The 14,054-nt window shown below is 54.3% G+C and carries 12 protein-coding genes and 1 pseudogene; 5 read left to right on the forward strand and 8 right to left on the reverse strand.

The genetic code is table 11. The features are described 5' to 3' along the window. The 3 genes from H8Q75_RS09295 to purN all read left to right on the forward strand — a co-directional run. Positions 1-514, forward strand: a 514-nt coding sequence (locus H8Q75_RS09295) for an iron uptake porin (RefSeq protein ID WP_297041269.1), incomplete at its 5' end; no start/stop codon positions are given. Positions 515-606: 92 nt separating this feature from the next. Continuing rightward, positions 607-1,842 (forward strand): S41 family peptidase, encoded by a 1,236-nt coding sequence (locus tag H8Q75_RS09300; RefSeq protein WP_024125446.1) that lies wholly within the window; start codon positions 607-609, stop codon positions 1,840-1,842. Continuing rightward, a complete protein-coding gene (purN, locus tag H8Q75_RS09305) occupies positions 1,832-2,473 on the forward strand; it encodes a phosphoribosylglycinamide formyltransferase (RefSeq protein ID WP_365971002.1) in 642 nt (213 codons plus the stop codon). Before H8Q75_RS09300 ends, purN begins: the two co-directional genes overlap by 11 nt. Positions 2,474-2,539: 66 nt before the next feature. Here purN and H8Q75_RS09310 read toward each other — a convergent pair whose 3' ends face one another. Beyond that, the gene (locus H8Q75_RS09310; RefSeq protein WP_024125444.1) at positions 2,540-3,706 is read right to left on the reverse strand and encodes an aminotransferase class V-fold PLP-dependent enzyme; all 1,167 of its coding nucleotides are present in this window, start codon (positions 3,704-3,706) and stop codon (positions 2,540-2,542) included. 158 nt (positions 3,707-3,864) lie between these two features. Here H8Q75_RS09310 and H8Q75_RS09315 point away from each other — a divergent pair, with 158 nt between their 5' ends. Further along, positions 3,865-4,464 (forward strand): hypothetical protein, encoded by a 600-nt coding sequence (locus H8Q75_RS09315; protein WP_297041274.1) that lies wholly within the window; start codon positions 3,865-3,867, stop codon positions 4,462-4,464. A gap of 83 nt (positions 4,465-4,547) precedes the next feature. On the opposite strand, the gene ruvX is transcribed toward H8Q75_RS09315, so the two are convergent. Further along, the gene (gene ruvX / locus H8Q75_RS09320; RefSeq protein ID WP_024125442.1) at positions 4,548-5,003 is read right to left on the reverse strand and encodes a Holliday junction resolvase RuvX; all 456 of its coding nucleotides are present in this window, start codon (positions 5,001-5,003) and stop codon (positions 4,548-4,550) included. 90 nt (positions 5,004-5,093) lie between these two features. On the opposite strand from ruvX, the gene ileS reads away from it, so the two are divergent. Continuing rightward, complete coding sequence (gene ileS, locus H8Q75_RS09325) at positions 5,094-7,955, forward strand: isoleucine--tRNA ligase (protein WP_297041276.1); 2,862 nt, start codon at positions 5,094-5,096, stop codon at positions 7,953-7,955. A 44-nt stretch (positions 7,956-7,999) separates the two neighbouring features. Here ileS and H8Q75_RS09330 read toward each other — a convergent pair whose 3' ends face one another. The 6 genes and pseudogenes from H8Q75_RS09330 to H8Q75_RS09355 form a co-directional block, all read right to left on the reverse strand. Then, positions 8,000-8,233: a DUF370 domain-containing protein gene (locus H8Q75_RS09330; protein WP_024125440.1), complete on the reverse strand. Its 234-nt coding sequence runs from the start codon at positions 8,231-8,233 to the stop codon at positions 8,000-8,002. Continuing rightward, positions 8,227-11,529, reverse strand: coding sequence for a carbamoyl-phosphate synthase large subunit (gene carB, locus H8Q75_RS09335; protein ID WP_024125439.1), 3,303 nt, complete (start codon positions 11,527-11,529; stop codon positions 8,227-8,229). The genes H8Q75_RS09330 and carB overlap by 7 nt, the downstream gene beginning before the upstream one ends. Positions 11,530-11,769: 240 nt before the next feature. Next, entirely contained in the window at positions 11,770-12,411 is a 642-nt protein-coding gene (locus tag H8Q75_RS09340; protein ID WP_024125438.1) for a prepilin-type N-terminal cleavage/methylation domain-containing protein, read from the reverse strand. An 11-nt stretch (positions 12,412-12,422) separates the two neighbouring features. Continuing rightward, complete coding sequence (locus H8Q75_RS09345; protein WP_081711786.1) at positions 12,423-12,989, reverse strand: GspH/FimT family pseudopilin; 567 nt, start codon at positions 12,987-12,989, stop codon at positions 12,423-12,425. Beyond that, a complete protein-coding gene (locus tag H8Q75_RS09350) occupies positions 12,907-13,701 on the reverse strand; it encodes a hypothetical protein (RefSeq protein WP_297041278.1) in 795 nt (264 codons plus the stop codon). Before H8Q75_RS09350 ends, H8Q75_RS09345 begins: the two co-directional genes overlap by 83 nt. Before the next feature lie 26 nt (positions 13,702-13,727). Next, positions 13,728-14,054, reverse strand: a pseudogene (locus tag H8Q75_RS09355) (hypothetical protein); the annotation flags it as partial.

The raw sequence follows: 14,054 nt of genomic DNA on the forward strand, positions 1-14,054 counted from the left end.
CACCTACACCCACTCCTACGGTTTAGATCCCTTTGGGGGTACAGGGAGTTCGCTTGCGCGCTCTGCAGCGAATCCGCTTAATCTTATTCTGGCTGCTCAGGCGGCTGATTCAGTGGGTTTCCAGTTTACCTACCGGCCGATTAAGCAGTTGAATCTGGCAGGCTGGGCTGGCTACGCCAACGTCTATCAGGTGCGACTGGCAGGACCACGGCGCGAAGCGGAGATCGTCAACTGGGCTATTACCTTTGCTTCGCCAGACCTCTGGCGCAAGGGCGACTTGGCGGGCTTGGTCTTTGGTCAGCCGCCGCAGCTCATCAGCATTACCAATGTCCCGGGTGTTCCTGGAGAGAGCTACACTCAGTTTAATTCCTATCACCTAGAGGGCTTTTACCGCTTTGCCGTCTCCAAGAATCTCTCGGTGACGCCGGGGGTAATTGCCATTTTTAACCCCAACAGTAACTCAAATAACGATGCCATTGTTGTGGGTGCTATCCGCACGACCTTTAGCTTCTAGCTTTTAATGCCTTCCCCCTCCCCGTGAGGGGGATTTTTTATGGGGGAACGATAGAATAAATAGGAGCGAGGCGTTTTAGATGGATTTGGCGGGTGAAACACTGGGCACTTTTGGGAGTGGGTGTTGCGCTATTGGGGATGCCGCCAGCAGTGGCGGGTACCTCTACGCTCAAGGATGCCCCCAAGGCCTTGGTGGATGAGGCGTGGCAAATTATCTATAGAAGCTATCTAGATCGCAGCTTTAATCGTCTTGACTGGCAGGCCCTTCGTCAGGAATTGCTCTCCCGATCCTATGGCGATCGCGAAGCTGCCTATCGGGTGATTCAGCAAACCCTTGTCCGTCTCAATGATCCCTACACCCGCTTTCTGCCCCCTCAAGAGTACCGTCAACTGCTCCTGCAAACCCAAGGCCAGCAGGTGGATGTGGGTCTTGCCCTCGTGGAGTCGGGGGAACTCTTTCGCATTCAGGCCATTGAAGCGGGGTCGGTGGCGGCCAGGGCCGATCTGAAGGTGGGGGATGAAATTCTAGCTATCAATGGTCGTAGTAGCGATCGCTTAACATTGGAGCGGGCCACATTGATGCTGCGGGGGCCGGCGGGCAGCAAGTTGCATCTGCTGGTGCGCCGTGAGGGCAGGCCTCAACCCTTTAGTGTTGAATTGACGCGCGCTGGCGAGATTCCCCGTACGGTGAATTTTCAAATCCTCAACTCTCCCCGTGTGGGCTACATCCGCCTCAGTGGTTTTAATAGCCGCTCCCATCAACAGATGCAAGAGGCGATCGAAATCTTACAACGGGAGAAGGTGCAAGGCTTTATCCTGGATCTGCGCCATAATCCGGGCGGACTCCTCGAAGCAGGGATTGAAATTAGCCGCCAATGGCTGGATTCTGGGGTAATCGTGCGCATTCAACAAAACCAGCGGGAAGAGACGATTCGTGCCCGCCAACGTGCCTTGACTCAGTTGCCCCTTGTGGTTTTAGTGAATCAGGCCTCTGCCAGTGCCAGTGAAATTTTGGCGGGTGCTTTGCAGGATCAGGGGCGAGCAGTCGTTGTGGGCACGCCTACATTTGGTAAGGTGCGCGTCCAAGCGGTTCATGAACTGGGGGATGGGTCTGCCCTCCTGGTGACGGTGGCGCGCTATCTGACCCCCAAGGGTCGGGATATTACAGGGGCGGGCATCACTCCCGATGTGCTGGTGACGGGCGATCCCAGGAGCGATCTGGAATTGCGCCTCAATCCTAACTTGGTGGCACGACCCACGGATCCAATGGTGGCCAAGGCTTTAGAATTATTGAACAGCGAAATCCGCCATGCCCGTCATGTCGAGTGAGGCTCTGGTTGTGCCAGCGGCACCCGAAAATACTCCTCCTTGTCGCCCCCTGCGATTGGGGGTGTTGGCCTCCGGGAGTGGGTCCAATTTTGCTGCCCTTGCGGAGGCGATCGCCGCTGGTGAACTAGCTGCCCAGATTCAAGTGTTGATTTACAACAATCCCAACGCCTTTGTGGCCGAGCGAGCAAAACAGTGGCAAATTCCTAGCGTTCTCCTTAACCATCGCCACTATCCCAACCGTGAAAGTCTGGATGCCGCCATTGTCGAAACCCTCAAGGCCTATGAAGTAGAGTGGGTGGTCATGGCCGGTTGGATGCGCATTGTTACACCGGTACTGCTGAATGCCTATCCCCAGCGGGTCATTAACCTGCATCCTAGTTTGCTGCCCAGTTTTCGCGGGCTGCATGCCGTTGAGCAGGCCCTTGCTGCTGGCGTCAAGATTACGGGCTGTACGGTACATCTGGTGGCAGAGGAAGTGGATAGTGGCCCGATTTTGGTTCAGGCAGCGGTGCCTGTTCTCCCCGATGATACCCCTGCAACCCTCCATGCCCGCATTCAAGTCCAGGAGCATCGCATTCTCAAGCAGGCGATCGCTGACATTGCCGCACGGCAAGCACAATTTTCCTGTTGAGCTTTGGCCAATAGGGTAGGTCATTGGAGAATCGCTCTAATTCAATTCTTTCAATTCCTCAGCTTCCTAAGGATGATTCTGAAGCCACCGTTCTAAGCCAGCAACAAAGCGATCGCTCTCCTCCGGCAACGTAAAGTAATGGACACAGGCACGCACCGAGGGAGGATAGAGCAATTCCCGCACCAAGATATTCTCTGCCTCAAGGTCTTGTACCAATTGGCGATGCTGACCATTGGCCAGCTGAAAGGCTACCAAGCCGGAGGGGGGCGGCACAGGACTAAGACAGGTCAAACCCACCATACCCCGTAACCGTTGCCAGAGGTGATGGCTCAGCTCACAAATGCGCTCATATCGCCCTTGGGCGGTCCCCCATTGATCATGCACTCGCAGGGCAGTCATTAGCCCCGGTACCAAGGAAAAGGCGGTTGTGGCCACCTCAAAGCGACTGGCATCCTCCTTCCAGCCCGCCGGTTGGGCATCACGGGTCTGATGAATGCTGCGCCAGCCAATAAAGGTGGGTTCCAATGTGGCTAGGCGATCGCGCCGAATATAGAGCCCTCCGAGTCCTGCGGGCCCACAGCACCACTTGTGTCCCGTAAAGGCATAGTAATCTACGCCCAAGGCTGGTAAATTTAGGGGTACCATGCCGACACTTTGGGCGCCATCCGCCAAGACTTGGATGCCGCGACGGTGGCAAACGTCAACAATCTTCTCCAACGGCAACAGTTTCCCTGTATTCCACAGCAAATGACTGAGGACGACTAAGCGGGTGCGGGGGTGGAGTTGGGCTTCAATGGCGGCTACTTCATCGTCACACCACGGCCAAAAGGCAACCCGATCCACAACCACCCCCAATCGCCGCGCCAATTGCTCGGTAATCGCCACTACCCCCGGATGCTCACAGTTGGAAATCAGCAGATGATCACCCGCTTGCCAGTTGAGGCCCCACAAAACAATGTTGCAGCCAGTGGTAACCGAATCGGTGAGGGCAATCGTTTCTGGGGTTGTTCCCAATAGCTGTGCTAGGGCTGTGCGCAGGCTGTGCAGTTGTTGGCTTAACCACGGAAAGACCCGATTGGCAAAGGGACCCTGTTGTTGAATGTGGCGATCGCTTTCGCGAATAGCCTGCCAGGTGTCTTGGTGCAGCGGCCCTTGACCCCCATAGTTGAGGTAGATCTTATTCAGTAGGGCAGGGTAGGTGTCATGATAGGCGCGCAGTGTTTCTAGGTTCATTGAGAGTTATTTCAAAGGAAAGTGATAGATAGATGCTACCGCAAAGGATTTAAAAGGATTTAAGATAAAAGATGTTTTCTAAGTCCCCTTTTCATTTCCTCACTCAAGGTGCGCAGCTTTCAAGCAAGGCCCAGTAAATTAATCCCGTCAATCAAGCAATGACAAAGCCATACACCCCTGAAGATGTTTGGCGATTATTAGGGGAGCTGTTAGAAGCTCAAAAGGAAACGGAACGCCGCTTTCAAGAAACGGATCGGCGATTTCAGGAAACTGACCGACGTTTCCAAGAAACGGAGCGATTGCTGCGGGAAGAAGCTCGTCAACTCAACCAGCAACTGGGGAAACTGGGCAATCGTCTAGGAGAGTTTGTGGAATGGCAGGTACGACCAGCGGTACTACGTTTATTTCAAAATCGAGGAATTGCCGTCTCTCAACTTTACAGCGATGTCATTCTCCAAGATGGCAACGAGAGTTTAGAAGTTGATCTGCTGGTGGTCAATACAGATGAAGCGGTTCTCGTCGAGGTAAAAACGAAACTGAGCCAAGGGGATGTGGATGAGCATCTAGAGCGCATTGCTAAATTTCGTCGTTTGGCTCACCAGTATCGTGACACCAGACTCTTGGGAGCAGTGGCGGGGATGATTGTGCCGCCTGAGGTAGCTCGCTATGCCTATCGGCAGGGATGGTTTGTGTTGGCACAGTCGGGAGACGGGGTGGTGATTCTCAATGATACGCAGTTTCAGCCCCGTGCATGGTAGCTCAGTTGTGGATCGTGCCCAGTCATTTGGGAATATACAAATTAATTACAATAAAATTACAATAATTACAAATTAATTATCAGTTATAGCTGGGGGTCAGGGGGTGCCAGTGTTGATCTTGCGGTTTGCAAACGGGTATCGAGCCATTGTTGCAAAATCAGGGCAGCGGCAATTTGATCCACTAAGTCCTTGTGCTGACGGGGCGATCGCCGGCGTTGTTTAAGGATTTCCGCCGCTTGAAAGGAGGTGAGCCGCTCATCTACATATTCCACCGGCAAGTTCAAGGCTGCGCCAATTTTTGCCGCCAAATGTTGCACCTGGCGGGCCTGGGAACCCAATTGACCATCCAGGGTGTAGGGCAAGCCCACAATTAACTTTTCCACCCCTCGCTCTTGACAAATCTGCCGAAGCTGTGCCACATCACTGGCAAAATTGCGGCGATGAATCGTTGTAATGCCTGCGGCCAACTGCCCCAGGCGATCGCACCCGGCCACGCCAATACGCTTGCGCCCCAGATCCAAGCCTAGAACGGAAATCATCCTTGAGTGAATCAGAACAGTTCCCCTACAATTGAATCCATTGCCAAGTTTTTCTTGCCCTGAAACAATCATACCCCGCTGTACCCACCCATGACTGATGCGACCCCCGACTACAAAGACACCGTCAACTTGCCCCAAACCACGTTTGAAATGCGGGCAAATGCAGCAACACGGGAACCCCAATTGCAGGCCTTTTGGGCACAGCACCAAATTTATGAAACGCTTCAGCAAAGGAATCCGGGGGAGGTCTTTATTCTTCACGATGGCCCCCCCTATGCCAATGGCGCCCTCCACATTGGCCATGCCCTCAATAAAATTCTCAAGGACATCATTAACAAGTACCAACTGCTGCGGGGACGCAAGGTTCACTACCGCCCTGGCTGGGACTGCCACGGCCTACCCATTGAACTCAAGGTGCTGCAAAACCTGAAACCGGAACAGCGGGCGCAGCTAACGCCCCTCACTCTCCGCCAACAGGCCAAGGAATTTGCCCTCAAAACCGTCGCCGAGCAAAAGCAGAGCTTCCAGCGCTATGGGGTTTGGGGCGACTGGGCACACCCCTATCTGACGCTTACCCCCGACTATGAGGCCGCCCAAATCGGTGTCTTTGGCGAAATGGTGCTGCGGGGCTATATCTATCGCGGCCTGAAACCGGTGCACTGGAGTCCCAGCTCAAAAACTGCCCTCGCCGAAGCCGAACTGGAATATCCCGAAGGGCACACCTCCCGCAGTCTGTATGCCGCTTTTGAGGTGATTGAGCTGCCCCAGGGGCTAGCCAAGGCTTGGTATCAAGCCCTAGGGAAATTGGGGGTTGCCATTTGGACAACAACCCCCTGGACGATTCCGGCGAACTTGGCTGTGAGTGTCAATCCCGATCTCACCTATGCCCTTGTGGAGGCTAAGCCCAGTGGCCGCTACAAGTATTTAATTGTTGCCAAGGCTCTCGTAAAGCGGCTGAGTGACATCCTTGGTGGCATGCTCACGGTGGTGGCCACCGCCAAAGGGGCTGACTTGGAAAATGCGCGCTATCGCCATCCCCTCTTTGAGCGCGAGGGCAAAATTGTTATTGGCGGTAACTATGTGACCACGGAATCGGGCACCGGTCTGGTGCACACTGCTCCTGGCCATGGCTTAGAAGACTATGCTGTCGGTCAGCGCTACGGTTTGCCAATCCTGTCGCCGGTGGATGAGAATGGCTGCTTTACGGCGGAAGCAGGACCATTTGCCGGTCTCAATGTTCTCCAGGAAGGCAATGAAGCGGTCATTGCGGCTTTGCAGGAGTGTGGGGCGCTCCTAAAGGAGGAACCCTATGTGCATAAGTATCCCTATGACTGGCGGACAAAGAAACCCACTATCTTCCGCGCCACGGAACAGTGGTTTGCTTCCGTTGAGGGCTTTCGCGATGCGGCACTCAGGGCGATCGCTGAGGTGAAGTGGATTCCTGCCCAAGGGGAAAACCGCATTACGGCAATGGTGGCGGAGCGGTCCGATTGGTGTATTTCGCGTCAGCGCAGTTGGGGCGTGCCCATCCCCGTCTTTTATGACAAAGAAACCGGGGAACCCCTGCTAACAGCAGAAACCATTGCCCATGTGCAAGCCATTATTCGCGATCGCGGGTCCGATGCTTGGTGGGAACTCTCCGTTGCTGAATTGCTTCCCGAATCCCTGCGAGATCAAGCGGATCGCTACGAAAAGGGAACGGACACCATGGATGTCTGGTTTGACTCCGGAACCTCTTGGGCAGCGGTTCTCGGCGATCAGCAGGCAGACCTCTACCTCGAAGGCTCTGATCAGCACCGCGGCTGGTTCCAATCCTCATTGCTGACACGGGTTGCCGTTAAAGGTCAAGCTCCCTACAAGGCCGTCCTGACCCACGGCTTTGTCCTCGATGAGCAGGGGCGAAAAATGAGCAAGTCCCTCGGCAATGTCACGGATCCCCGCGAAGTGATCGAGGGGGGTAAAAACCAGAAGCAAGACCCTCCCTATGGTGCCGATGTACTGCGGCTGTGGGTTTCCTCCGTGGACTACGCCAACGATGTGCCCATTGGTAAAAATATTCTCAAGCAGTTGGCGGACGTCTATCGCAAGATTCGTAACACGGCTCGCTTTCTCCTAGGGAATCTCCACGACTTTAACCCCAATCAGGATGCCATTCCCTATGCTCAACTGCCGGCCTTGGATCGCTATATGCTGCATCGACTGCACGAAGTCTTCAGTGAAGTGACTGCGGCCTTTGATAGCTTTCAGTTCTATCGCTTTTTCCAAACCATTCAAAATCTTTGTGTTGTTGATCTTTCGAACTTTTATCTCGATATTGCCAAGGATCGGTTGTACATCAGTGCCGCCACGAGCGATCGCCGCCGCAGTTGTCAAACCGTACTTGCCATTGCCGTTCAAAACTTAGCCCGTGCCATTGCCCCAGTGCTCCCCCACTTAGCCGAGGATATTTGGCAGCATTTACCCTTCAAAACCCCCTATCTTTCAGTGTTTCAAAGTGGTTGGGTAGAGCTTCCGGCCCAGTGGCACGATCCGGGGCTAGCTAGTGAGTGGCAACACCTGCGGCAATTGCGCCTCGAAGTGAACAAGGTGCTCGAACAGGCCCGTGCAGAAAAGCTGATTGGCTCTTCTTTGGAGGCAAAAGTGTGGCTCTACATTGCCGATTCTGAATGGCGCGATCGCCTCGCACAGATGAATCCCAGGGACGCCCTCAGGGGTAATGGGGTGGATGAACTGCGCTATCTCTTCTTGGTGTCCCAGGTGGAGCTGATGCCGCAACGGCAAGCGGTGGACGTGCCCTATGTTCTTGAAGCGGAGGGGCTATGGATTGGCGTTGGCCATGCCCAAGGTCAGAAATGTGTCCGCTGCTGGAATTATTCTGAAAGTGTGGGACAATCCGCCTTGCATCCCCAGTTGTGCGATCGCTGTGAAAGCGCCCTGCAAGGGAAATTTTAGATATCAGCTTTCGCGAGGGGGAAGTTGGCCCTTGCACACCGTGGCTAGGCGGGTGGACTGAGGCGTGCCACTAGTGTTTCAGGATGTAAGGCTGAGAGGACGATCATCTCGCCATCCAACACCAGTACGGCACGAGTTCGCCGCCCGTGGGTGGCATCAATGAGATGATGGTGCTCCCGTGCCTCAAGAATCAGGCGTTTGATCGGGGCAGAGTCAGGACTCACGATCGCCAGCAGGCGCTGCGGTGAGACGTAATTGCCAAAACCAATGTTTAGCATTCCACCCGATGGTAGTCTTGAAGTGCCCGTACCCCTAGGGTTGAGGTTTGCAGGGTTTTAATGGCGGCAGCCGTTGCCTTCGCACCGGCAATCGTCGTCACAATCGGAATTTTATAGGCAAGGGCAGTGCGACGAATCAATTGGGCATCGGTACGGGCTTCCTGACCGGAGGGTGTATTCAGAATCAGGTGAATTTGCCCATTTTTAATGGCATCGAGGACATGGGGACGCCCTTCATGGAGCTTGAGGATGAGTTCTATATTGCTCAGCCCTGCCTCAAGCAAGGCATTGCGGGTTCCTTCAGTGGCAATAATCTGAAAGCCAAGAGACTGCAACTCTTGAACCACAGGCACAATTGCTGCTTTGTCGCGATCGCCCATCGACACAAAAACGGTTCCCTGCAAAGGTAACCTTTGATTGGCTGCCAGTTGGGACTTGGCATAGGCAGCCCCAAAGGTCATATCAATCCCCATGGCCTCACCCGTGGAGCGCATTTCTGGCCCTAGCACCGTATCGGTACCGGCAAATTTTTCAAAGGGGAGGACAGCTTCCTTGACGGCGACATGGTTGGGAATCTTCTCATTGAGGAAATTGAGTTCCGCCAGGGTTTTCCCTGACATCAGCCGAGCAGCAACTTTAGCCAGGGGAATGCCGATCGCCTTCGAGACAAAGGGCACCGTCCGGGAGGCCCGCGGGTTGGCCTCCAAAATATAGACTTGCTCCCCTTGTACTGCCAGTTGGAGGTTCATCAGCCCCACCACTTTGAGCGCCTTGGCAAGGGCAATACTCCAGGTGCGGATGGTCTCCAAAACCGCAGGAGACAGCGATTGGGTGGGCAAGCTACAGGCAGAATCCCCAGAGTGAATCCCCGCTTGCTCGATGTGTTCCATAATCCCACCAATGACTACCCTGCCCGTTGCATCGGCAATGGCATCCACATCCACTTCAATTGCGTTTTCCAGATACTTATCAATGAGGATGGGTCGCTCTGGCTCCACCTGCACCGCTGCGTTCATATAGTGTTCCAGTTCCCCATTGGAATAGACAATTTCCATTGCCCGACCACCGAGCACATAACTGGGGCGCACCACCACTGGATAGCCAATCCGCTGGGCAATGCTCAGGGCTTCGGCATAACTGCGAGCAGTGCCGTTGGGGGGTTGGGGGATGTTGAGCTCCCGCAAAATTTTCTCGAAACGTTCGCGGTCCTCAGCAATATCAATGGAGTCAGGTGAAGTGCCCCAGATTTGGGTTCCGAGGCGATCGCCCTGCTGTTCAAGGTACCGTTGCAAGGGTAACGCCAGCTTGAGGGGGGTTTGACCGCCAAACTGAATAATGATGCCGACGGGCCGCTCCACTTCAATAATGTTGAGGACATCTTCCTTAGTCAGAGGTTCAAAGTAGAGGCGATCGCTGGTGTCGTAGTCAGTAGAAACCGTCTCAGGGTTGGAGTTGACCATGATGGTTTCATAGTCATCGGCCCGCAGCGCGTAGGCAGCATGGCAGCAGCAGTAATCAAATTCAATTCCTTGGCCAATGCGGTTCGGCCCTGATCCTAGAATCATCACCCGCGGCTTGCGGGGGGGCAGCACTTCCGATTGTGGCGGTAGCAGCTCAACGTCGCCGCTCTCAGGGTTAATTTGCTCCACAGGTCGCTCGTAGGTGGAGTAGTAGTAGGGGGTATAAGCCTCAAACTCGGCGGCACAGGTGTCTACAGTTTTATAGACGGGAATGACACCCAAGGATTGGCGATAGGTTCGCACCTGATCGTCAGTGGTTTTCGTAGCATAGGCAATTTGGGCATCACTAAAGCCCTGTTGCTTGATCCGCCAGAGATCATCGGCCGTGAGTTGCTCCAGTTTGCTGCGCTTAAGAAATTTCTCTGTTTCTAGGAGTCCCTGCATCTGCCGCAAAAACCACGGATCAATGGCCGTTAGTTCATAAACTTCCTCAACGGTCATCCCCAAGAGGAAGGCGTGGCGAATGGCAAAGATGCGATCTGGATTTGGCGTGCGCAGTTTCCCCCGCAGTTGCTCAAGGCTAGGGAGTTTTTCGGGGCGATCGCACCCCCAGCCGGCTCGACCTATTTCCAGCGATCGCAGGGCTTTTTGCAAGGACTCTTGGAAGGTGCGGCCAATGGCCATGGCTTCACCCACAGACTTCATTTGGGTAGTGAGGACGGGCGGGGAGCCGGGAAACTTTTCAAAGGCAAAGCGGGGAATTTTGGTAACCACATAGTCAATCGTGGGTTCAAAGCTGGCGGGAGTTTTTTGGGTAATGTCGTTGGGGATTTCCGGCAGCGTATAGCCCACAGCCAATTTTGCTGCGATTTTGGCAATGGGAAAGCCTGTTGCCTTTGAGGCCAGTGCCGAAGAACGGGAAACCCGGGGATTCATTTCAATGACAATCACTTCCCCAGTTTCGGGGTTAACAGCAAACTGAATGTTCGATCCGCCGGTCTCTACACCAATTTCACGAATAATTTTGATCGAGGCATCCCGCAGCCGCTGGTATTCTTTGTCCGTCAGGGTTTGGGCCGGGGCAACGGTGATCGAGTCGCCGGTGTGGATGCCCATGGGGTCCAGGTTCTCAATGGAGCAGATGATGACCACGTTATCAGCCATGTCCCGCATCACTTCCAGCTCGTATTCTTTCCAGCCAATGAGGGACTGCTCAATGAGAATTTGCGAGACAGGACTGGCATCGAGACCAGCAGCGGCAATTTCTTCAAATTCTTCTTGGTTGTAGGCAATGCCGCCACCGGTGCCCCCTAGGGTAAAAGCCGGTCGAATAATCAGGGGATAAACCCCAATCTCTTGGGCGATCGCCCGCGCCTCTTCCAGGGTATTGGCCAAGCCCGACGGACACACCCCCACGCCAATTCGCTGCATGGCCTCCTTAAAGAGCTTGCGATCCTCGGCCATCTCAATAGCGGGCAATTTGGCGCCAATCAACTCCACCCCATAGCGATCGAGGACACCGGATTTGGCCAGCGCTACCGCTATGTTCAGCGCCGTTTGTCCTCCCATTGTGGGCAGCAGGGCATCGGGGCGTTCAGCGGCAATGACCTTTTCCACCATTTCCGGGGTGAGCGGCTCAATGTAGGTGCGATCGGCGATCTCGGGATCCGTCATGATGGTGGCGGGGTTGGAGTTAATCAAGACCACCTCGTACCCTTCCTCGCGCAATGCCTTACAGGCTTGGGTGCCCGAATAGTCAAATTCACAGGCCTGACCAATGACAATGGGACCCGAACCAATCATGAGAATCTTTGAAATGTCGGTACGACGAGGCATAGGGACAATGCAGCCAAATAGTTTAAATGACGCCTTCCCTATCCTACACTCCCGCTTGCGATCGCGCCTGTCCTCCCCTATCAAGAATGACCAACCGGGAAACCTTTGGAGCGATCAGTGTTAGAGTTCGCTCACAATGCAAAGAGAATGAGACAAATTGCAACCTCTGCGCCAATCACTTGAACTGCCAGCGCACCGCCACTGCCCTAAAATAGGGAGTCTCAAGACTCGGCGCTGTCTCTAGGGAGTAGCAGATCCGGATCGCACCGCTGCGAGGGTATCCGCTTGGTAAACAACACCTGTTGACGCCACCAAACCAGCAATACACAGCTTGACGTTACGGTTATGCTGCACAAAAACCCGAAATCCACCCTTGTTGGTGCCACTATCAATTGCACCCGGCAAGTTATTAGTGCAGGTGGGGCTGGTGTTGGCAATGCCATCAATGAGCGCATTGGGGGTCGAATCGCCAATTTTCTGGCGATAGAGAATTATCGGGCCTCGCCACACCACACTACTCGTCTTGGGGCGAGTGTAGTAGGCCACACGAGTTGTGCTGGCCAAATTGCCGTTCTCCTGCTCCTCGAGGTTATCTGTTGGTTTTTCGATAAACATTACCAACTGGTAGCCACCACTGGGAATTGTCCAATCTGAGGGTGCCGTTGTTGAAATGCGAATGGCTGAGCGAATGTCATCGGAGATAAAGTCAAGGGCACGGCTCAGGTTCATGCGGGTAGTTGCCTGTTCTTCAATACGGCGATTGTTTTGCAGAATGGCTACCATTGCCCAACCACTCATGGCCACCACAATACCGCCAACGGCAGCCGCCACAAGTAGCTCCGTCAGTGTAAAGCCCCGATCGCCTCTGCGCCAACCTTGCATCTTGCTGCTCCTTAATTGCGCTCTCGACAGTTATCGGCAGTTGTACCCGTGGTGTCGGTTTCAACGTAATTGCCGGTGCGCATGATGCCCAACCCCAAGGAAACCACCAAACAGCGTTGAAGGGTCGGATGATTGGTGGCAGCAATCACAATCGTACCGGTACTACTGGTGCGCCCCTGAAAGCCAAACTGCACTGAGGCAGTTCCATCATTGCGACGCAGGGTCACATGTTGCAGTTGGCGCGGACCATTGGGCAGACATTGGGGTGGCTGGCCGGCAATGATGGGATTGACGCCGGTATTAATGGCTACCCGACAGGTTTGATTGCGCCGCATCGCTTCCCGCTGTGCTTCCCGCAGTGCCCCCTCTAAGCTATCAAGGGCCTGGTTGACCCGCTGCGTTTCCAGCCAATAAAGAAAGCTAGGGGTGATAGCCAGCGCTAAAATAACGGCCACCGTCAGCACAATCAGGATTTCAATCAGGGTCATGCCCTGCTTATGGACAGCGAAAAAATGCATTGGGCACCACCTCGGTTGATAGTTGAGCAACAATGCGATTCCTACTATTGCGCACAGCATAGGCCAGCTCTAAAGTTTGGAAGGGTGCTTGGGCACGGGTAGTCAGTGTGCGCGTCATCGTATACGTCTCATTGACAATGGGGCGACTATTATTGCTGCTATTCATCGGTGGAATCAAGGTTTGCAGGTAGGCGCCAAAGCCACCATCAATGCCATTGGTTTCATTGGGCTGAATCCGACAGCGGGCATAGACACGAGTCCCCACCCCCCGATAGACCCCTACTGGCGAGTCTAAGGTAATGGTGTTGGGTGTTGATATAGAGACAATGCGGCGTGTGCCCGCGTCCGAACCAATGAGAACACGATCGCCCACTCGAAACCCAGCCGTGGCTGAAGTGACCTCACAGGCACCCCTGGGCCGATACTCTGGAGGCATGGCTTGATCGTAATCGCTTTCACCAGGTGAAATGAGTGCCAGGGTTAAGGTAGTGTCACTCGGTTGAGCAGATGTTGCTAGCTTGCGTTGGGCATACTGGGTTTGGCAGAGGTCGTAGGCAACAATTTTAATATTTTCCAGATCGTCTTGGATCCAGTTGCTAGCCTCGGCAAATTTACGGGCATCGGCTTGGAAAAAGGCAGCGACAACAATGGCCTGCATTGCCGCTAGGGTAAATAGGCCAATCACCAAAATAGAAGCCAAGACCTCCCCCAGGGTAAACCCGCGCCCCCGCTGCTGCACCAGCCAGTGGAAATAGAATTTAGGATGAGCCATCAACACTGCAACACTGCCTCCAAAGTTTAGTACTGTGCTAGGCGGTTCCAGTTGCTAGCCTCTGTGGTTCGTGCCACAACAATTGAGGCATTGGCATACTGACCGCCCAAGGCTTCCGGCAGGCGATCGGGCACCCGAATTTCAGCGTTATTGGAACTTGAGCCATTCCATTCCTTGGCCCACACGGCTCCGAAAATATCGGGATTGTTACTGCCACCGTTAATCCCCACTTTGGCATCCGGAGCATAGACAAAGAGACTGCCGGCGGTGGCACCGCGACTGAGGGTAAATTCCTGATCCGGCGTAGCATTGTTGGGATCGGGAGGATTGCCATAAATCCGTAGGCGATCCGG

Source organism: Thermosynechococcus sp. OHK43, assembly GCF_014466085.1.
Lineage (GTDB): Bacteria > Cyanobacteriota > Cyanobacteriia > Thermosynechococcales > Thermosynechococcaceae > Thermosynechococcus.